17 protein-coding genes are annotated in these 20,143 nt (G+C 60.6%); 5 read left to right on the top strand and 12 right to left on the bottom strand.

Annotated features, from left to right (window positions below; all coding sequences use genetic code 11):
- The first annotated feature begins 9 nt into the window (after positions 1 to 9).
- Entirely contained in the window at positions 10 to 480 is a 471-nt protein-coding gene (locus SB786_RS20605) for a MaoC family dehydratase (RefSeq protein ID WP_410729081.1), read from the top strand.
- On the opposite strand, the gene SB786_RS20600 is transcribed toward SB786_RS20605, so the two are convergent.
- From SB786_RS20600 to SB786_RS20585, 4 genes are all read right to left on the bottom strand, one after another.
- Complete coding sequence (locus tag SB786_RS20600; RefSeq protein WP_410729160.1) at positions 468 to 1,967, bottom strand: amino acid racemase; 1,500 nt, start codon at positions 1,965 to 1,967, stop codon at positions 468 to 470. The two genes, SB786_RS20605 and SB786_RS20600, sit on opposite strands and share 13 nt — an antisense overlap.
- Positions 1,967 to 3,238 (bottom strand): dicarboxylate/amino acid:cation symporter, encoded by a 1,272-nt coding sequence (locus SB786_RS20595; RefSeq protein WP_410729080.1) that lies wholly within the window; start codon positions 3,236 to 3,238, stop codon positions 1,967 to 1,969. Before SB786_RS20595 ends, SB786_RS20600 begins: the two co-directional genes overlap by 1 nt.
- Before the next feature lie 183 nt (positions 3,239 to 3,421).
- Positions 3,422 to 4,336 carry a LysR substrate-binding domain-containing protein gene (locus SB786_RS20590; protein ID WP_410729079.1) on the bottom strand — a complete coding sequence of 305 codons (915 nt, stop codon included), beginning with the start codon at positions 4,334 to 4,336 and terminating at the stop codon, positions 3,422 to 3,424.
- A 296-nt stretch (positions 4,337 to 4,632) separates the two neighbouring features.
- The gene (locus tag SB786_RS20585) at positions 4,633 to 4,866 is read right to left on the bottom strand and encodes a flagellar transcriptional regulator FlhD (protein ID WP_410729078.1); all 234 of its coding nucleotides are present in this window, start codon (positions 4,864 to 4,866) and stop codon (positions 4,633 to 4,635) included.
- 432 nt (positions 4,867 to 5,298) lie between these two features.
- Here SB786_RS20585 and galU point away from each other — a divergent pair, with 432 nt between their 5' ends.
- The 3 genes from galU (at position 5,299) to SB786_RS20570 (ending at position 8,294) form a co-directional block, all read left to right on the top strand.
- A complete protein-coding gene (galU, locus tag SB786_RS20580) occupies positions 5,299 to 6,183 on the top strand; it encodes a UTP--glucose-1-phosphate uridylyltransferase GalU (protein ID WP_410729077.1) in 885 nt (294 codons plus the stop codon).
- 101 nt (positions 6,184 to 6,284) lie between these two features.
- Positions 6,285 to 6,863: a phosphatase PAP2 family protein gene (locus SB786_RS20575; RefSeq protein ID WP_410729076.1), complete on the top strand. Its 579-nt coding sequence runs from the start codon at positions 6,285 to 6,287 to the stop codon at positions 6,861 to 6,863.
- 195 nt (positions 6,864 to 7,058) lie between these two features.
- Entirely contained in the window at positions 7,059 to 8,294 is a 1,236-nt protein-coding gene (locus tag SB786_RS20570; RefSeq protein ID WP_410729075.1) for a glycosyltransferase WbuB, read from the top strand.
- A gap of 101 nt (positions 8,295 to 8,395) precedes the next feature.
- Here the strand turns inward: SB786_RS20570 and SB786_RS20565 are convergent, their stop codons facing one another.
- Entirely contained in the window at positions 8,396 to 9,208 is an 813-nt protein-coding gene (locus SB786_RS20565) for a glycosyltransferase family 2 protein (RefSeq protein ID WP_410729074.1), read from the bottom strand.
- A 14-nt stretch (positions 9,209 to 9,222) separates the two neighbouring features.
- Entirely contained in the window at positions 9,223 to 9,570 is a 348-nt protein-coding gene (locus SB786_RS20560) for a putative colanic acid biosynthesis acetyltransferase (protein WP_410729073.1), read from the bottom strand.
- Positions 9,571 to 10,043: 473 nt separating this feature from the next.
- Here SB786_RS20560 and SB786_RS20555 point away from each other — a divergent pair, with 473 nt between their 5' ends.
- Positions 10,044 to 11,192, top strand: a complete 1,149-nt coding sequence (locus SB786_RS20555) for a glycosyltransferase family 4 protein (RefSeq protein ID WP_410729072.1) — start codon at positions 10,044 to 10,046, stop codon at positions 11,190 to 11,192.
- 533 nt (positions 11,193 to 11,725) lie between these two features.
- Here SB786_RS20555 and SB786_RS20550 read toward each other — a convergent pair.
- From SB786_RS20550 to SB786_RS20525, 6 genes are all read right to left on the bottom strand, one after another.
- Positions 11,726 to 13,747: a hypothetical protein gene (locus SB786_RS20550; protein WP_410729071.1), complete on the bottom strand. Its 2,022-nt coding sequence runs from the start codon at positions 13,745 to 13,747 to the stop codon at positions 11,726 to 11,728.
- 88 nt (positions 13,748 to 13,835) lie between these two features.
- Positions 13,836 to 15,197: an O-antigen polymerase gene (locus tag SB786_RS20545; protein WP_410729070.1), complete on the bottom strand. Its 1,362-nt coding sequence runs from the start codon at positions 15,195 to 15,197 to the stop codon at positions 13,836 to 13,838.
- A gap of 24 nt (positions 15,198 to 15,221) precedes the next feature.
- Positions 15,222 to 16,433, bottom strand: a complete 1,212-nt coding sequence (locus SB786_RS20540; RefSeq protein ID WP_410729069.1) for a glycosyltransferase — start codon at positions 16,431 to 16,433, stop codon at positions 15,222 to 15,224.
- Positions 16,430 to 17,665, bottom strand: a complete 1,236-nt coding sequence (locus SB786_RS20535) for a polysaccharide pyruvyl transferase family protein (protein ID WP_410729068.1) — start codon at positions 17,663 to 17,665, stop codon at positions 16,430 to 16,432. Before SB786_RS20535 ends, SB786_RS20540 begins: the two co-directional genes overlap by 4 nt.
- Positions 17,656 to 18,804 carry a glycosyltransferase gene (locus tag SB786_RS20530; RefSeq protein ID WP_410729067.1) on the bottom strand — a complete coding sequence of 383 codons (1,149 nt, stop codon included), beginning with the start codon at positions 18,802 to 18,804 and terminating at the stop codon, positions 17,656 to 17,658. The genes SB786_RS20535 and SB786_RS20530 overlap by 10 nt, the downstream gene beginning before the upstream one ends.
- Positions 18,779 to 20,116 carry a lipopolysaccharide biosynthesis protein gene (locus SB786_RS20525; RefSeq protein ID WP_410729066.1) on the bottom strand — a complete coding sequence of 446 codons (1,338 nt, stop codon included), beginning with the start codon at positions 20,114 to 20,116 and terminating at the stop codon, positions 18,779 to 18,781. The genes SB786_RS20530 and SB786_RS20525 overlap by 26 nt, the downstream gene beginning before the upstream one ends.
- Positions 20,117 to 20,143: the final 27 nt, after the last annotated feature.

Here is a 20,143-nt window from a genome sequence, read left to right as displayed (position 1 = left end):
GAGCAGACGATGAACGACGAAGGCGGATACGACCTCGAAGACTTGATACCCGGCATGAGCGCGAGCTTCACGAAGACGTTATCCGAGCGCGACATCTTCCTGTTCGCGAGCGCCTCCGGGGACCGGAATCCCGTGCACCTCGACGAGGCCTACGCAAGTCGCACACGATTCGGCGGCCGCATCGCGCACGGCATGTTGTCGGCGTCGGTAATATCGGCGGCCATTGCCATGCGCCTGCCCGGCCCCGGCTCGATCTATCTGTCGCAGGATTTGCAATTCCGGCGCCCGGTGAAGCTTGGCGAAACGGTTAGTGCGACCGTGACCGTCAAGGAAATCGTCGCGAACCGGCGGCGCGTCGTGCTGGAAACCCGATGCGAAGTGAACGGGCTCATCGTGGTGGAAGGTACCGCGGTCGTCATGCCCACGACCGCGGCGGTGCGCAGCAAGGAAGCGGAAAACCTGCAAGGTCAGGAGAGTTGACGATCGCTCTCCAGTCGTTCAGTCGCCGTCCGGCTCGCGAAGGACATCGCATAGCCAATGCACGTGCGCGCAAGCACGTCGGTCGGATCGACGAGTGTCGCCCGGCGCCCGTTGCGCGCGACATATTCGCCACCCGGCAGCAGGATCGGCAGTTCGGTACAGCCGAGCACGATCACGCTCACGCCTTCGTCCATCAACGCGTCGATCGCCGCGCCGATATCTTCCTCGCACCGTCCGGTCGTGAAGCCGGCCTTGACACCGTGCGTGCCGTAGATCGCTTCCATCACGCGCGCCTGCAACGCCGGCCCCGGCGCCACTTGGCGGAGTCCCTGCGATTCCAGCGCCTTCTGGTAGACCCCGCTTTCGATCGTGCCGGACGTGGCCAGCACACCGACCTCCCGCAGCGCCGGATAGGTGTCGCGCAGGTGGGCGACCGTGACCGTCAGCATGTTGACGATCGGAATGCCGAGCCAAGGCTGAATCCGCTCGACGAACGCATGCGCGGTGTTGCACGGAATCGCGATGACGTCGGCATCGCCGTCCTCGAGTTTCTTGCAGGTCGCGTACAGGGAGATCGTCGGATCCGTGCCGCCGCCAACCAGGTTCTCGGTTCGATCGGGAATCTGGGGATTCTGTTCGACCAGCAGCTTGATATGGTCCTGATCGCGCGACGCCGGCGTGTTGCGCACGATCTTGTCCAGAAAATCGACCGTCGCGGCCGGGCCGACGCCGCCGACCACGCCGATCTTGAACGTCGCGGCGCGCGTACCCACTTGCCCGCTCACCGCGTACTGCGCATACGCGAGGTTCGAATCCACGAGCGGCACGCGCTGCGGGCCGATTTCATCGGCCACCAGCGCGATCTCGGTCAGCCCCGCGACGATGACCTGCACGCGCTGATCGGCAAGGTCCTCGCATGCGCGGCGCAGTAGTTCGACCGGACGGCCTCGAAGATTGCCGCGCTTGATGCCGTCGGCGCCGTAGATGGCCTCCGTCACGAGCTCGATCCCGTCGCGCGGCCGCGGATGGACCACTTCGAATTGCGGCGCCGGGAAATACGCTTCGAAAAGACGCTTGTCGCGCACGTAATCGGAAGCCAGCACGCCGATGCGCGTCGCGTCCGGGTATTTGCGCCGCACGTGATGACGAACCGCTTCGACGATATCCACGATCGGCAGGCTCGTGTTCGCCTTCAGCTCGTCGATGAACGTGTGGCTCAGAAAGCACGGCAGCACGACCGTCGTCACGCCACGCTTCTCGAACGCCCGGATCATGTCGAACACGTACAGCTTGCGTTCGATCGTCGCCGCACTGCCCGACCCCGAGCCCTTGAACGGGTATTGCTCGAAGATCACCTCGACGTGCTCGTCGTCGGACGACGCGGGCGTCGCCTTCACCATCTTGAAGAACACGTCGGCACTGCCCAGCGGCCCGAGGCCGCCGACCACGCCGAACTTGCGCCGGGCAGTTACGCCATCCGTGTGCATCACGCGTTCTCCGGCTGATCGAATACGGCGGCTTGCGACTTCGCCGCGCGCCGGCTCTCCCACTTCGCGATCACCGCCGTCGCCACGCTGTTGCCGATCACGTTCGTCATCGTGCGGCCCATGTCGAGAATCTGGTCGATCGCCAGAATCATCGCGACGCCCGCCACCGGCAGATGGAACATCGGCGCGACCGCCGCGACCACGACCACGGAGCCGCGCGGCACGCTCGCCATCCCCTTGCTGCTCAACATCAGCACCAGCAACATGAACACCTGCTCCGACACCGGCATGTGCACGCCGAACGCCTGCGCGATAAAGATGGCGGCAAACGCCTGATACATCATCGAACCGTCCAGGTTGAACGCGTAACCGAGCGGCAGCGTGAAGCCCACCACCTTCTTGTCCACGCCGAACTGCTCGAGCTGCTCGGTCAGGCGCGGATACGCGGCTTCGCTGCTCGCGGTCGAGAATGCGATCAGCGCGGGTTCGCGCACGGCCTTCAGCAGGCTGCCGACGCGTCGCCCGAGAAACACGTAGCCGGCGCCGATCAGCAGCGTCCAGAGGACGAGCAAGCCGAGGTAGAACGCGCCGATCAGCTTGCCGTACGTATAGATCACGTCGAGCCCGCGCAGCGTGACCGATGCGGCGATCGCACCGAATACGCCGAGGGGCGCCGCGCGCATCACGTAGTTCGTCAGGCGCAGCATCACCGGCACCATGCCGTCGATCGACTGGATCACGACGCCGACCCGCTTGTCGTGCTTCAGCGCGCTCAGCCCGATGCCAAGAAAGACCGAGAACACCAGGATCTGCAGGATGTCGTTGCGCGCCATCGCGTCGAGCAGGCTGGTCGGGAACGCGTGCGTGATCACGTCCCGCGCGTTCAGCGCGGCGGTATTCAGCCCGGTGTCGACCTCGCCGGCGGATGCCGCAAGGTTGAGGCCGGCGCCCGGCTGCAGCGCATTGGCCATGACGAGGCCCAGGCTCAACGAAATCAGCGACGCGCAAATGAACCACCCGATCGAGCGCAGGCCGATGCGGCCGACGTCGTCGCCGCTGTCCATGCCGGCCAGGCCGGACACGAGCGTGACGAACACCAGCGGCGCGATGATCATCTTGATCAGGCGCAGGAAGATGTCGGTGACGATCGAGAAATAGCCGGCGATCGTCTTGAGCGTGGCCGGGTCCGTGATGCTGGTGTGACACGCATAGCCGGCGACGACACCGAGGATCATGCCGACTGCAATGCTGAAGGTAAGGCGATTTTTCATGTCCATTCGTCCTTGGGTGGCACCCCGCCGCCGGAGGCGGACGAGCGCTGCGAAGAAGGCCGCGCGACGCCGGTCACGCGTCACGATTGCCGTTGGAACGAATGGTAGGGACGGTCGATAAAACCGTGATGCCGGTGCAACATGGCGGTATGCGAGTCCCGCATAAGGCGGGAAAACCCCGACTCAGCCGAGCTGCGAAGGCGCCGCGCGCAGGTGCTGCCACAGCGTGTCGAGGAATTCACTGCGGTTGGACACGTCGCGATACACGCGCAGCTCGACTTCCAGGTTCCACGTCGCGGGCCCCGCCGGGACGAGTTCGCCGGCTGCCAGCTCGGCGGCGATTGCGCTGCGGGGCAGCCACGCGACGCCCTCGCCTTCCATCACGAGTTTCTTCAGCACCTCGGCCATGTCCGACTCGTAGTGCAGCTGCAGGGCCGGCGTATCGGGGGCACGGCCGAGCAGCAGCGCGAGACAGCGGCCGAAGTAGCTGGTTTCCGTATAGGAGATCAGCGGCAGCGGGTTCTGCTTCGTTCCGGGCAGGCGAAACGCGGGCGCCGAGCGCCGGTTCGGCCGGCATGCCGGCATCAACGTGTCGAGGCCGACCGTCAGGTGCGCGTACTTCGCCGGGTCGAGATGGAGCGGCAGCTCGGGATGGTGATAGGCAAACATCAGCTCGCAGTTGCCGTTGACGAGCATCAGGATCGAGTCATGGACATTGGTCGGAATGACGCGCGCCCGCACTTCGCCGAAATGCGGGGCGAGCGCCTTGAGCCAGCCCGGCAGGAAACTCAGCGCGATCGTGTGGCCGGCGGCGATCTGCAGGCTCTTGCCGGCAATCCGTTGCTCGGTGCGGATGATGGCCCGCGTATCGAACAGGCGGCTGAGCACGTCTTCGGCCGTCTCGCGAAACAGCCGGCCCGCCGGCGTCAGCACCGGCGGAAAGCTGCTGCGGTCGATCAACTCCGCGCCGATCCACTGTTCGAGCGACTGGATGCGACGGCTGAAGCCCGACTGCGTGACGTTGCGAAATTCAGCCGCGCGGGAAAAGCTTTGATATTGAGCGAGCGCGAGGAAGTCCTCGATCCATTTGATTTCCATGATGGCCTTGGCGGGTCGCGGGCGGAGCGGCCCGCGCGTCACCCAGGTCATGGCGAAGCGCAGGCCGACGGACGCTCACATTGTATGTGTTCGATCGCCGGTGGCCCGTTGGCGTTGGCGGTCTCGCGCAGCTTCGCCTTCACGAGCGAATGGCCCGTCTTCCACAAGACATAACGGACAATTGGCCGGGAGTGGCCCCGGGGGCCGCGGAACGCGATCGCTCGCGCGAACCTGCGACCCGATATCAGGTCGCGTTCGTGCGCGACGTAACAGGAAACGATGGAAAGGTCGACGTATCAGGCCCGGCCTGGGGAAGATTCCGTACGAAATTCGCAGAACAGTTCGCGGCGCTCGGCGAGCACCTCGATCTGTGCCGGCGTCAATGCGGCGACGATCGAAGCAGTCTCGTCCGACATGCCCAGCTGTTGTTTCGCCGCTTCGCGATCCGCTCGCAGCAATCGCTGTGCGAGCGTCAGATACGAACGGTTGAATTCCGTAATCGCGTCGAAGATGTCATCCTCTTCGGCCATGGTCGCTCCTGATCCGACAGTGCCACGCGCAATGCCCGGCTCACAAGGGATGCGGGTCTGCGTCGGCATCGCGCGTCTTGATGGCCGACTTTACGTCATGGGAATACATGCGCTCCGACAAAAACTAGACGCGATCCGCCATCTATCGGAAACCTGGTTTCTGGTTCGCCGACCGCCGGCAGCGTGCGTCCGCGACGATGCCGGCGGCAGCCCGCCACCACCGAATACCGACGCACATGCAAGGAGACTGTCGGATTCGCCCTAGATTCAGTCGCGGCATGCTTTTCGGGCACCCCTAGGATTGACCTGATTGCACGCAAGACAGTCCGGTGCCTGCCGACGCTTCACTTATCGCGAGTCCATACACACCCGCCCTCACAGCATACGTTCGCCACCGCCTGCCACTCTTTTCGATCAGATGGAAGCCACCCCATGTTGAAAGTGACGAAAGCCGTATTTCCGGTCGCCGGCCTCGGCACCCGATTCCTGCCTGCCACCAAGGCAAGTCCGAAGGAGATGCTGCCTGTCGTGGACAAGCCGTTGATTCAGTATGCGGTCGAGGAAGCCATCCAGGCCGGCATCACCGAGATGATCTTCGTGACCGGGCGCAGCAAGCGCGCGATCGAGGATCACTTCGACAAGTCGTACGAGATCGAGGCCGAACTGGAAGCACGGGGCAAGGAAAAGCTACTGTCGCTAGTACGCAGCATCAAGCCCAGTCACGTCGATTGCTTCTATGTCCGCCAGGCCGAAGCACTCGGGCTCGGTCACGCGGTCCTGTGTGCCGAAAAACTGGTCGGTGACAATCCGTTCGCAGTGGTCCTTGCCGACGACTTGCTCGACGGTCCGACGCCCGTGCTACGGCAGATGCTCGAGGTTTTCAACCACTATCATGCGTCGGTGATCGGCGTCGAGGAAATCGCGCCGCAAGATACGAAGTCGTACGGAGTGATCGACGGCAAACGGTGGGAGGAGGATCTCTTCAAGCTGTCCGGGATAATCGAGAAGCCCGAGCCCGAGAAAGCGCCTTCGCACTTCGGTGTGGTCGGCCGCTATGTGCTGAAGCCGAAGATCTTCGAGCATCTTCGCGCGCTGCGGCCTGGCGCCGGCGGTGAGTTGCAACTTACCGACGCGATCCAGTCGCTGCTCTCCGACGAGCAGGTTCTCGCATATCGGTACGATGGCACGCGCTTCGATTGCGGCAGCAAGCTCGGATATCTGAAGGCGACAGTCGAGTTCGCGCTGCGGCATCCGGAAGTCGCCGCGGACTTCGAGCAGTATCTGGTCGCGCGTCTCTCCGAAGCACTGGTCGCATGACATGAACACGAGACGACGACCGGCCTACGCTGCATTGCCGGTGCAATCGTTTCCGCACATGACGGCTCGCGTTTCGCTCGCACGAATGGGCGCCGTCTGGCATGTGGACATCGATTAGCCGCCTCGGCGACGCGGCACTGACCGTCCCGCTTGCGGCGGTTTGCAGCGCATGGCTCGCGACGTCGATGCACGGCTGGCGGATTGCCGTATCGTGGTTGATGCTGCTCGGCTGCGGAATGCTGGCGGTCGGAATGACCAAGATTCTGTATGCGGGCTGCGGCATCGAGATCCATACAATCCATTTTCGTGTGATCAGCGGTCACACGATGCTCGCCGCATCGGTATGGCCGATGGCCTTCCTGCTCGCGCTGCACGACGGCTGGCATGTTCGTGCCCATACGGCGTTGCTACCCGGCTCGGCACTGGCTGCGGCCGTCGCGACCGCACGCGTGTTCGATCATGCGCACACCGTGTCGGAGGTGACCGCCGGCTGGCTCATCGGCATGCTGGTCATGGCCACGCTGCTGCGATGGAAAGCCGCACCCGTGCTACTTCCCTGGCGGCGGTCGCCAGCGGCCGCATCGATGCTTGCGGTCTCGAGCATCGCATACGGATACTGCTCGCCCATCCAGGCCGCAATCGATACATACTCGCCGTTCCTGTGCACGGCATTTCGATGAGTGCCTGAACGCTTTCACACCAATGTCGGGAACAAGGCGGGCCGCCGTGGCATCGGGTCGCCGGGTGCTCATTCTGGATGATATATGCCGCCTGGCGGGACACGCCCACATTCTGTCGGATAGGCGCAGCTGGCAATCCGCACAATGCTTCCATTGCGCACCGCACCATTTCCCCTGGAATTACGCTGCAAGCCGATGAAAATCCTCATCTACGGTATCAACTATGCGCCCGAACTGACCGGCATCGGCAAGTACACCGCGGAAATGGCCGAAACGCTCGTCACAAAAGGTCACGCGGTACGCGTCGTCTGTGCGCCGCCGTATTACCCCGAATGGCGCGTCGCAAACGGGTATCGCTCGGGGCGGTACGCGACCGAGTACCGCAACGGCGTCAGACTGTGGCGAGCGCCGCTATGGGTCCCACGCCGGCCGCGCGGCGTGCTGCGCATCGTGCATCTCGCAAGCTTTGCACTGACGAGTTTTCCGCTCATGCTGCGCCATGTGCTGTGGCGTCCGGACGCAATCATCTGCATCGCGCCGAGCTTGCTGAACGCGCCGGGCGGATGGCTCACGGCCAAGCTGAGCGGTGCACATGCCTGGCTTCACATTCAAGATTACGAAATCGATGCTGCATTCAATCTCGGCATGCTCGACGGCTCGTTGATTCGGCGCGCTGCGCTCGGATTCGAACGGATGCTCATGAAGCGCTTCGATACCGTCTCGACGATCTCTGCGAAGATGATCGAACGAGCGATGCATAAGGGAATTCCTGCTGGCAAACTTGTGCATTTCGCGAACTGGGCCGACATCTACTCGATCTATCCGCTCGGGCGCCCGAGCGAGTTGCGTGCCGTGCTCAATATTTCTCTCGACGCTACCGTCGTACTTTATTCCGGCAACATGGGCGCGAAGCAGGGGCTCGACGTATTGGCGGATGCCGCACAACGACTCGCGTCACGCGACAACCTCGTGTTCGTCTTCTGCGGCAACGGCCCGGCACGTGATGGCCTCATCGCACGTTGCAGCAAGTTGCGAAACTGCAGATTCATGAATCTGCAGCCCGCCAGCCGTCTCAACGAGCTGCTGAATCTGGCGGACATACACGTACTCCCCCAACGAGCCGACGCCGCGGACCTCGTCATGCCTTCGAAGTTGACCGGTATGTTCGCTAGCGGCCGCGCAGTCATCGCGATGGCCAACCCCGGTACGGAACTCCACGACGTGGTGTCCCGGCGCGGAGTACTGGTATCGCCCGGAGACCCGGCAGCCCTGGCAAACGCGATCGATGCGCTTGCTGGCGATGCACGGCAACGGATGAGTCTGGGGCTCGCCGGACGGAATTTCGCCGAGGCCGTGCTGTCGCGTGAAGCGGTGTTGCGCGAATTCGAGGCCAGGTTGTCCGCATTGCATCGAATGTCGTCCGATACTTGACGCGTAGCCGATAACGGCGGCTTCGTTCATACCACCGCCCCGGTCGGTCGGCCACCAGTCGCTCTCGGCGCCCGTCTTCGGGGTCGCGCGCGGCAATATGCTCAACGGCGTCCTTCGGGCCGCTGAAGCTCGACGGCTTTCACCGATATCAGATATTCATAAACACATTGCAAGAACGTGTAATGCCATCCGGCACGCCCGTCGAGAAACGACCGACGGATAACTATCATGTAGAAAAACTTGAACAAAGGCCGACACGGCATCCTGTAGAACAGCGCCTTCTGATGAAACCGTCGAACATTGAAGTCGCGATCGAACATTGCCTTGATGACCGAGAAATCGGCCTGCCGTCGGCGAAGCAGCTCGCCGGCTTCCATCGACGAATAGACGTTGTGCTTGCCGATCCAGTGAGCCATGCCCTTCGAGAACGGAAAGTGATCCAGTGGTCCAGCCAGTTCGTGAATATCGCCCTCGACGATCAGAACCTCGTTGACCTCCCGTTCGTAATGCACACGCGACGGACGCACGAGTCGGATAAAGTATGGCGAGATTTGCGCATGCTTCAACCATTGACCCAGGAAGTAGTCTCTACGGCGCATCCGAGCTGCGCCGATTTCATCGGGAGCATCGGCAACAAAGCGGCGAAGTTCATCCAGCAGTTCCGGAGCGGGTCGCTCGTCAGCATCCAGAATCAGCAGCCACTCATGCTTGAAATCGAAATTCCGTAACGCATGGTTGCGTTGCGCGGCGAAACCATCGAATTCCCGCGCCACAACGCGCGCACCGAATGCATTCGCGATTTGCACGGTGCCATCTTCGCTCATCGAGTCAAGGACCCAGATGTCGTCCACTCCGTCGATGCTCGTCAGACACCCCGGCAGGTCCGCTTCCTCGTTCTTCGTCAGGATCAGCACCGAGAATCCGTAAGTCATTCCGCCCCTCTGCGCACGCGCAAGTTGATTCGACGGGCGGGCATACCGGCATACACCGCCCACTGTTCTTCGAGCGGCCGCGACACGACAGCCCTCGCGCCCACCACTGCGCCCTCGGGTACGACGGCCCCCGGCATAAGGAAGGCCTCGGCGCAGATCCACGCGTGATCGCCCACTGTAATGGGACGTGTCACGAGCTGAAAATTGCGGGAGTGGATATCGTGCGAACCCGCACACAAGTGGGCACCTTGTGAAATCACGACGTAGCTTCCGATCTTGATATTGGCCATGTTGTAGAGGATCACGCCATCCGCTATGCCGACATGCGAACCGATTTCCAGCATCCATGGCGCCCAGATCCGGACGTGCGGGTACACGTGAACATGAGGGCCCAGTTTTGCTCCGAACGACCTGAGCAATAGCGAGCGCCATCCATGCAGCGGCCTGGGACTGAATTTGAATAGCAAGACGTAAACCGCGCCCCAAACAGCGCGACGCAGTCGATTCGAAAAGTTGAACGACGGCTCTGTGAAAGGATCATTACCGTCAATAATCATACGATCGAGAAGTGTGCGAGGGCGAATCCGCGCCGACCGGCACGGGAACAAATCACGTCGGCTCTCCGAGGCAGCCAACGGCGACCGATACGAATATGCCGAGCCGTAAGTCTACCGCCCCGCGTACCCGCTCAAGTCGCATCAATCCGCCAAAATCTAGTTGTTAACGCACATAGACCTCGGCCCTCACGGGCTGCGGGCTATCATCGAATCGATCGAATTTCGTTTCAATTTTCTTCAATTTTCCCGAGAGCCGAATCATGAAGGTTAGCGTGGCAGTGTGCGGCCGGTTTCACTTTCACAACTATATCGATCGGCTCGACGAACTCGGAATCCTGGACACGTTCTACTATTCTCACAGAGTGCGTTCCTCCCCGTTCTCGCTGGCACATGGCCGCGCAGTCAATATCTGGGCGAAGGAATATGCGGTTCGGGCTCACGCGAAGCTGTTGAAGGGCCGGCTGAGCGATCGGCTTTTTCCGGCATACCACGATCTATGGCAGATCGGCGTGCGCATCAACTGGCGACCGACACCGCTTCTGCACGTCATGGCACACGGCACTTCACGACACATCGTCGCAAAGGCAAAGCGTGAAGGTTCAATCGTGCTCGGGGAGGTCGTCAACACGCATCCGCTCTATCGCGATCGGCTCCTTTCGGAAGAAGAAGACAGGCGGAGACTGCCGCATATTCAGCGGATCAACCGGCAACAACGGCGGCTGATCGAGGAAGTCAAGCTGTATGACTACGTCCTGGCGCCATCATCGATCGTACGGGAATCGTTCATTCAGCACGGGGTTCCCGCGAGCATCATCAAAGTGATTCCGTATGCGGCCAATGTGAAGAGGTTTCACCCGTTGGAAAAGCGCGGAAAAGACACGAATCGCTTCGGTATCCTGTGCGTCGGACAGATCAGCCTGCGCAAGGGCCAGATCTACCTTCTGGAAGCTGTAAAGCAGCTCGGCGACAAACGTGTGCATGTTACATTGATCGGGCAGATCGATCCGATGGTCGAACCCCTGCTCGCTCCGTACCGGCACCTCTTCACACACATTCCTCGCGTGGAAAATTCGCAACTCAACGACTACTACAACGCGGCGGATCTCTTCGTACTTCCGTCGCTTGAAGAAGGGCTCGCCGTTGTTCTATGCGAAGCGCTCGCGACCGGTCTGCCGATCGTCGCGACGCGAGAATCCGGGGCCGCCGAGATCATCGAGCACGATCGCAGCGGCAAGATCGTCCCGTCCGGCTCCGTCGAACAGCTAGCCGATGCCATCGGCGAGATGATCAGTTCGCCCGACAAGATCGTGGAATTCTCCCGCCAGGCGATCGTCGCGGCCGCCAGTACGCACAACTGGACTCAGTATGTCGACAAATTGCAGCAGATCTATGTCGACTGCCTCCGTTAGATCACGGCGAGCGATGTGCCTCCCGGCATGTAACCGTTCTCCCCGGTACCATTTATCGGCTGATCCGCGAAGCGCCAGGAATCCCGACCGACCGCCCCTGCACGCCCGGAAGCACATCGATGACGGACTTCCCGATATCCGCACGCTGGGCGGAACCCGGGGCGTGTTCACGCCCTAGTCTCGATATCGAACTGGCGCCCATTCCCGAGTACATGCTGCCGCGAGCGTATCCCATCCGCTCCACGTCAACTGCGTACGGATTCTTCGCAACGACGGCCTCCGTCGCGAATGTCCTCAACTCGCTCGAATTCGATATGGATTGCCGATAATTTCCCGAATAGCTTTTCAACGAGCTCCGCCCCGGCTCGCCATACATTCCGCTTGCCCGTGCGGCGGTGCCGGCTCCCGGCTGGCCGTGACACCCTGGCAACACACACGTTGCAAGCGACGCGGTCGGTGCCGCCGACGCCGCTGCGATCGACGCAGCGCACAGCAGCGGTGCAATTTTTCGTCCGTTGAAAAAAACCCTCGGCTCATTCATCTCGATTCACCTCGTCGGTCAGCAGAATTTTGATATTTACGTATTTGGCGGAGGCCGAACCTCCGGAGTTGCATACGCCTCTCAATCTCACGATTCGGACATTCGGCAACGGGGACAACTGGTCGCGCGACATCCCCAGCACCTGGTGCTCACTGATCGCCCGCCTGCCTGACGCCCCCATGTCGATGACCCCTCGCCAAACCGGGTGGCCGGTGTAATCCAGGCCGGTCAGGATCAGTGTGGCGCCGGAATCGCCTGTCGCCATCGTATGCGAGTCGCCGACTTCGACGGCCAGCTCACGTGGCCACCGATGAATCGTAAGATCGAATGGACCTTGACGAGCGCCGTCGCCGAACTGGAATCCGACGTCGATCGTGTCATCATCGTGGTGAGCGTCGCGAATGCGCGCATCGTCCGCGTTCAGTTGAACGGCAACATCGAACGACGCATCCGAGGTGCTTCGCGGGCTCGAAAAACGGGCTTCTACATCGGATCGTGGCCCGACGACGACCGGATCGACGATCGTCAAACGCTTGCAAATGTTTGCCATGAAGACCTGATTGACACGCGCCGTTATCGCGGTGTCTCGTGCCCTGACACCTATCGCCGTGCGCCCGTTCTCGAGCCATATCCCCGTCACATCGAATTGCGGTTGACCACTTTCGTTTCGAAGCACCGAGCCGACTGTCAACGCACGCGGCACCGGGTCGTTGATGCCGGAAAAATCGGTATACAGCACACCAGCTTTCGTGCCGGTCACCTTGATTTTGACGACTCCTCCTCCCGTTGTCAGCGGTAGGGTGACGCCGTGAGAGGGGACCAGCCTGGGTCGATTGAACACGACCGACTCCATCGGCGTGGAGAAACTCAGCGTAACGAACGCGCTGGCCGGCCGTCGTGCTCCAACAAACGTGACGTCATTGAACTCGAGGTTGCGGCAACTGACGATCGGAATCGGTTCTTCTATCGTTGAATTGTTTACAACGATCCGGTTCACCGCTGGGCCGTTCGAAAAAAAACCGATCTGGCATCGGTTGTATTCGATACTGTCGACCAGTTTGTCGTTCTCGACGAAGCGGATATACGAGTCGTTGACGACGATGGTTCCACTGGCGGACGGATAGAAATAACCGTTGACCCGAACGCGGTTGCATACGATCACGTCGGCAGAAAACGCATACAGGCTTCCGTCGAGGGAATTGACATCACCGTCGCGACTATCGCGCGACGACAGGAATTCCAGGTCGTCAAGCACGACACGCTTGGCGACGCGAAAGCCGGCCCGATCCAGACTCAGAACGCGCGCGGCGCCGGTCGCGCCGGCGGCCTCACCGTTCTGCACGATATCGGCCCAACGCGCGTCGTAGGCATTCCGCAGCGGCACCGCAAACTCGAGTATGTCGGCACCGACTTTCGCGATCGTGTTCCGCTCGAAATATCGAATCGAAGGCGGATAGCCCTGCGAGTCCTGATTGAATCCATAGACCAATACCGGCATTCCCGCGCGATATTTCGACGCGGCGCCTGCGCTCGACAGGCGAACGTGCGATGTGCCCACGGCCACCGACCCGATACGGTCGCCATTCACGAATTCACCGAAGCCGGGTATCGAACCGGCGTTATCAAGAAAATAGTCCTGGTTGATGATAAGCGGTACGCGTTCGGTTGTGGATTGCGACGTTCCGACGTTGCACAACTGCGTACCTCTTCCGCCTCTTACATGCACGTCCGCGACACCTTGCAGCCACCTGCCGGTTACGATATTCAGCCTCCCGTCCGGTAGGACAAGATCGAATGCGGTGTCTGCCCCTCGCATCTTCTCGCGAATCTTCAGCAGGGCCCTGGAGTTCTGTTCCGCGGACGCGCCTGCCGATACTCCGTATGCAGCAGCATCGATCACTTCACGGACCGATGCCCCAGGACGACGCTCCGACGCGCTGGCATCAGGTAAAACCGCTTCCGCAGCCGCGGTGGACGCCATCAGCTTCAGGAACGCCCGCCTGGATTGCTTCACGATGTTCGCTCCGGTATTTGAATCGTAGCCATGCCTCGAAATGCTCGCCTGCGCGACGTTTCTCCCGATTCGTAACAATCCGTTCGCGTCATGTCACCGAGCCGACCGTGCTCGGAAGTACCTTTTCCGCATCCGTCTCCGGAATCCGGATTCGCGCCATCCTGATCCTTCCAGCCGTCACCAAAATATAGACGGCAACGAAAGAGAACCCGAAAAAATACGCCATCGGCACGCCACCATCGCGAAACAGCGTCGAGATATAGCCATTGAAAATCCAGTACGACGCGAATAGTTTCGGACTCGCCGTATAAGTGACACGATGATGAAAACGGTACAGGAACAGGCCAACCAGGAACATGCCGCCGACCAGCGACGGGAATCCAAATATCGAATACAAGTCCGCATGCAACGACCAAGTCAGCGCAAAGAAATTTCCGTATTTTAGAAGGTTGACCCTTTGCGTCGTCGTCGGCTTGTCAGGCCATATCGCCCGGGGAATCGGCCATACGAGCAGCCGCAGGTACTGCGTTCCCCAGTTGAACCCTGTTCTCTCCGGTACAAGTTCGTAAATCGCCGACGACACGTCGAACTCCTGGAAGTCGCTCGTTCCGGCGCCGACCGCCCTGGACTTCTGGTATCGATCCACGATCTCCGAAATACTCGTGTCACCGGTCAATATCTTCCGGGCCGCGAGGCGGTCCGATCCGACGATGTCGAACACGAGGATCAGGCATATTCCGATGATGATCGTCTTCATCGCGAAGCTGCGGCGACCGCGCCGCATCAAACCGATGGTCAATGCACTCAGCACGACAATGACGAACGACAGCCGCTGTGCGCCGACGAGTATGCGTAGCAGAACGAATGCGCCGATCCCGGCGACCATGGGCGGCGTCACGCCATAAGCGAGGATCAGGATCAGCAACGCCGCTGGAATGAATTCCGCAAACGCCATCAGGTAGCCTGACACGCCAACCAGGCGCTGCCCGCCGTTCGCATCTACCTGTACTTCAAACGATTGGACCGAATCGATACCGGCCGTTCCGTACGCGACATGCGTTGAATACAATCCGAGCGCAACGAGAACGATCAGGGCGAGGAAAAATCGAACCTTGTCGGCAATGACAAGGCGGGTCGGAGGGATCCTGAGTTGCCGAAGATTGCGGGGTTCGACGAGTGCAGGCAGGATGACTGCCGCGAGCAGCGCACAGTTGATGTTGAGACAGGTCAGCCAGAGCGTCCCGTCTGACGGCGTCAACCCGATGGTGTTCCATAGGAGAGATTTGCCGATCAGATAGATATTGATCGGGCGAATGACATATCCCAGGAAGTGATAGATCAAATACAGGAAAATCGGGTGATAGATTGGCATGCGCATTGCCATGACGAACGCGAAGCACATTCCCCAGCACAATAGATTGATTACCGCGATATAGCCTATGATATCCATGTCATCTCTTCGCCGGTCGGATACTCATTCGATGATGCAAGGCGGCTTCTCACGAAACCCCATCAGCCAGCCATAGACGTCGGCCATCTGTGTCGCAACGGCCTTCCACGTGAAAGAAGCTTCGACCAGTGCTCTCCCGCCATTGCCCATCGCCATGAGCCGTGCATTGTCGATGCCATGCAGGTCGTCAAGAAAATCCCGCAATCCCTCGACCGAATTGAGGATCTCGAATGCGGCGTGTCGGGAAAACCCGATCGGTAAATTGCATTCGCGCGTAAGCGCGACCGGCTTTCGGAACGACCATGCCTCGAGCGGCACCATCGGCAATCCTTCGCTGAACGACGGCAGGATCACACAATCGCAAGCCGCGTAAGTTTTTGCCTTGTCGTGGTCGAATTGCGGACCAACGAAATGGACACCGTCACCGTTCACGCCCTCTCTGACCATGCCGCGCAATTGACTGATATAGGGGGGATCCCCCCAACCGCCGACAATCAGATTCCAGCGGGCATTGATCGAATCCGCAATGACGCGATCTTTCCAGGCCGTCAGTAGATTCTCGACGCCCTTTTTGGGATGCAGCCGTCCGAAGTACAGCAGCAGCCGCTTGGATGCCAGTTCGCCGCTCCACCAGGATGGCAACCCGGGACTGTCCAGTTCCGGAATCGCCACGCCGTTATGCACGACGGCGATCGGTTGTTTCAGACCGATTGCGCGGATCGCGTCCGCCTCTTCACGATTGAGTGCATGAAAGCACGCCGCGCGATTCAGATGACTACGTTCATAGGCTGCGAGCGCAAGCCACTTCTTCAGCTTCGAACGATTGAGTATCCATCGATCGAGCATCCCGTGCGGCGAGATGACGTAAGGCTTGCGTTGATGCCGATGCCACGCGACGACATCCGCCGACGGATGCATCCAGATTCCGTGCGTATGGACGATGTGCGCATCGGATGCCAGCAGCGAAGTACGCAAAGCCGGCGAGTAGCCGAGCATCGCAGGACCGACCGCATCGCAGGTCGTCACCTGCGTCCCGCGCCATTGCGGAAGATCGCTATCGGTGTTCGCATCGTTCAGGGCGAATACACGCGGTACGAACCCGTTCGCCGGGAGTGCGAGTGCAAGGCCTCGTACCGCGTCAAACAGGCCACCGCCGGTTCTGGACGCGGACGCCGTCACGAATCCGACGCGGTGGCCCAGATCCGGCTCGCGATGGATGTCGGCTGTTCGAGTCATGCTGCCTCCCGCAGGAGATCCGAAAATCGCGGATATAGGCGGCGGTAGCGCTCGACCGCGCGGTCGATCTCCTCCTGCCCCCTGGAGGGCGCCCGATAGTCTGCGATCATCATCCTCGCCACCTCATCGACATCGAACCCGTCGATGTCGTGAACGCGGGCGCTCAGGCCGAGGTCCGTCATGATGCCGCTCGTTTTGGGCAGGTAGGAGAGCGCAACCAGCGGCCGCCCTGCCAGCAGGCCGAAAATGCACGAATGAAAACGGCTCCCCAGAAACACCGATGCACCGGCAATGATGCTCCTGACGTCCGACACCGGTCGATCCTTCTCATCCAGGATGACAAACCCGGGACATCGGGCCGCAATCTGGCGGCCTATCGGAAGATCAGCCGCGACCTGGTTGACGATGACGATACGGACGCCCAGTGTGTCGTGCAGGACATCCAGCAGCTCGCATATGTTGCGCACGTACCTTTCCTTCGCATCCGCCTGGTCGAGGGCAAGCGGAAACGCCCATTCGATCACCGAGACCGCGATATAAGGCTCGTTCGGTTCGAGTCCGAGTTCCGCCTTCATCGACGACGTCGCTGCCGGCGTCGTGGCATGCCAGAAGGCAAGGTCGCCCGTCCTGGCCACACGCGCCGCCGGCAACGCAAGCGTCTCGACGACAAAATGGTACGACTCGCTTTCCCGCACGCAGATGAGGGACGCTTTCGCGAGCACCTTCGCAGCAAACCATCGGCCGCGCCTGGAGCGGATCGGACCGACGCTCTGCGGCGCCAGAACCACGGTGGCGCCGAATCTCGAAGCGGTCCAGATCTGTATCAGGTTGGCGTAGTACGACGGATTGGAATCTTCGAGATACCCGCCCGGACAACTGACGACGATGTCGGCTTTCCCGAGCGCATCGATGGCGCGCCTTTGCTCGACCGGAATCAGACGGCCGAGCAGCCACGGCCTTCGCAACGATACATAGCAGATCGTGATGCACTGGCGCACTACATTGCACAGACGACGGCGCCACACGCTCTTCGATACGCAGTTCCCGAGCCGCTCGTGCCATGTCACCCAAGGTAGATGGGCTCGTTGCGTCGACGGCTGATAGGCGATGCCGCTGAGCGACGCGTTCGGATAGGCTTCGAGGATCTCGTCGATACACACTTCGATGAGCGCCGCATCGCCTTTGTTCACCGCGCCAAAGACGTTGGCCACAACGACATGATTCACTTGCATTTCGAGAACCTGTTCGCGAAGTTCAACACATTTTCGGAAAACCGCTGCAAATCCCAGTCATCCAGATTCCACGGAAAGTTGCACCTGATCGCCGACAGCTTTTCGTCGTCCAGCAGTGTCGCGACGCCACGGTCGATGTCTGCATCCGTTCCATCGGTGACGAACCCGTTTTCGCCATGCCGGACCAGTTCGTGTGCGGCCCCGCAGCGGTCGCTGCACAATACGGGTGTCCCGCACGCGAGCGCCTCGTTCAGACACAAGCCCCATTGGTCATAGTCACTCAAAAGCATCATGAAATTGGCGAGCGACAGAAACACCGGCATGTCCTGATTGGGTACCAGCCCTTTGAATACGACGTCGTCCGCGATGCCGAGGCGGTCGCAACGTGCTCGCAGCGATTGCTCGAGCCCGCCCGCGCCGATGATGAGCAGTGAAACACCGATCGTCCTTGCCCGCGAACGGGCATACGCGTCGATGACCTTGTCGACACGCTTGCGTGCGATCAGCCGCGACACGCAAACGATGTACTTTTCCGGCAATCCCATCTGCATGCGAAGCTCGGGCGCCCGAACGCGGGCAGCTGCGGCAGCCGTCATGAACCGTCCGTTGTCGACCACGTCATAGCCGACGTGGACGTGTTCCGCCGGGATGCCCAAGAACTGGAAGTAAAGGCTCTGCCGGCGCCCTGCTACGATCGCTCCGTCATAAAGGCATGCGAGCCGTGACTTGACCAACTCGCGGCCTGGCTGGCGCACGCCGTCGTCGAACTTGCTGTCCGCACAAAACACGATTCTCGTGCGGCGCGTCAACCATCGGTAGATCAGCCCGACGACCGAATACGGGAAGTTGTATCCGATGGTTACGATCATGTCCGGCTTCTCCCGAACGATTTCCCTAAACAGGCACGCCAGAAATATCGGCTTCGCGCGTCGCGAGCCTTCCTTCATCACATACCGCCAGCCGTTTCCCGACGCATCGCACCCGGAGCGCTGCGCGTCGCGATGCAGGTAGTCCGTCGATCTGCGATTCATCACCAGCGCGCGAAATTCGACGTTTTCCTGGGCAAGACGGCGCCCCGCATCGCTCAAGCGCGCGGTATGGTAATCGCCGACGCTACCGATCAAGAACAGAACCTTCATAATCCTTCTCGCGATACTCTTGAAATACCTCGTATTCACCGAAGAGAACCAGGAATACGTCGAGCCCCAGCAGACAGATCGCGACGGATACCAGCCCCCCGTGGCGAACGGCGAACAATCCAACGACTATCGCAACACTGGCGGCAGCCAGATAAGCGAATGCAAATCGGATATGGCGATTGATCGCAATGACGAATATGGAAGCCGATTGCCACAGCGAGTTCGCGACCATCGACAGCAACAGGACGTCGAACAACGTCGAATCGAAAACGACGTGCTTTCCCGTCCACGCCGCATAGAAGCGCTCCCCGTATACGCTCATTCCAATACCGATCGCGCCTGCGACTGCCAGCGTGACAATCGTCAATCTGCGCTTGATGCGTGTCACGTCGCCCTTTCTGCCGACGGCGGAAAGCTTCGACACTTCCGACCAGACCGAGTTGGACAACAGGTTCATCATTTGCACTGCGACGCGAGTCAACGTTCTCATCGTTGAAAACGCCGTCACCTGCGCGGGGCCGAGCGCAGTTCCTATCACCCACAGAATTCCCTGAAAGTTCAGGCCGTTGCTGAGCGGGAATCCGAGGAATGCCAGCGACGGAACCAGCGATTTCCTGAGCCACACCCAGTCGATCGTCAATGGAAACAGCGTGGCCCAGGGGCAATAGCGCTTTTTCACGATCTGCTGCGCGGCGAAGCCGGCAATGCGGGCGACGAGCATGGCGGTCGCGACCGCTATCGGTGTCTTGAACACCATCAGCGCGATCAACCCGAACGCCAGCGCGACAAAGCGCGTCGCATTCAGAATGCCGACGGACAGCGCATAGCAATTGGCACTTCGCAACGCGGCTGTCTGGGGACCATACATCACGCTCAGGCATACGTCTCCAATCAGGATCAACGCGACGAATCTGACCTCGTCGGCAGACATGTACCGGAATACATGGGCGGCAGTACCCAAGACCCACCACGCCGCACCCGACACGATGAGCACCGTAAGCACGAACATTGCGACTGTCGCCGCGAGCGTCCGGTAAATCGCCTGAAGTCGGTCGTGATCTCCGACTGCGGCCCGCTGGTCCATCTCGTTCGCCGCAACAGTCGACAAGCCCAGATCACTCAACGCGAGGTAGGTGGGAATCGTCGAGATGAGAATCCATTCTCCGTATTTCGCCGCGCCCCACACCGACAGAAACAGCGGAACGGATACGATCTGTGCGAAAACACTGACGGCCTGACCGAGACCGTGAGCGAGGAATGCCTTGATGATGCGTTGTGCCGACATGGTAGGTTCGAGCAGATAACCAGGCATGGTGTATCGTCCATGCCCAGTCTTGAT

The sequence above is a fragment of the Burkholderia sp. SIMBA_062 genome (assembly GCF_046534765.1).
In the GTDB taxonomy this organism is placed as follows: domain Bacteria; phylum Pseudomonadota; class Gammaproteobacteria; order Burkholderiales; family Burkholderiaceae; genus Burkholderia; species Burkholderia ambifaria.
This window is presented reverse-complemented; position numbering and strand designations above follow the sequence as displayed.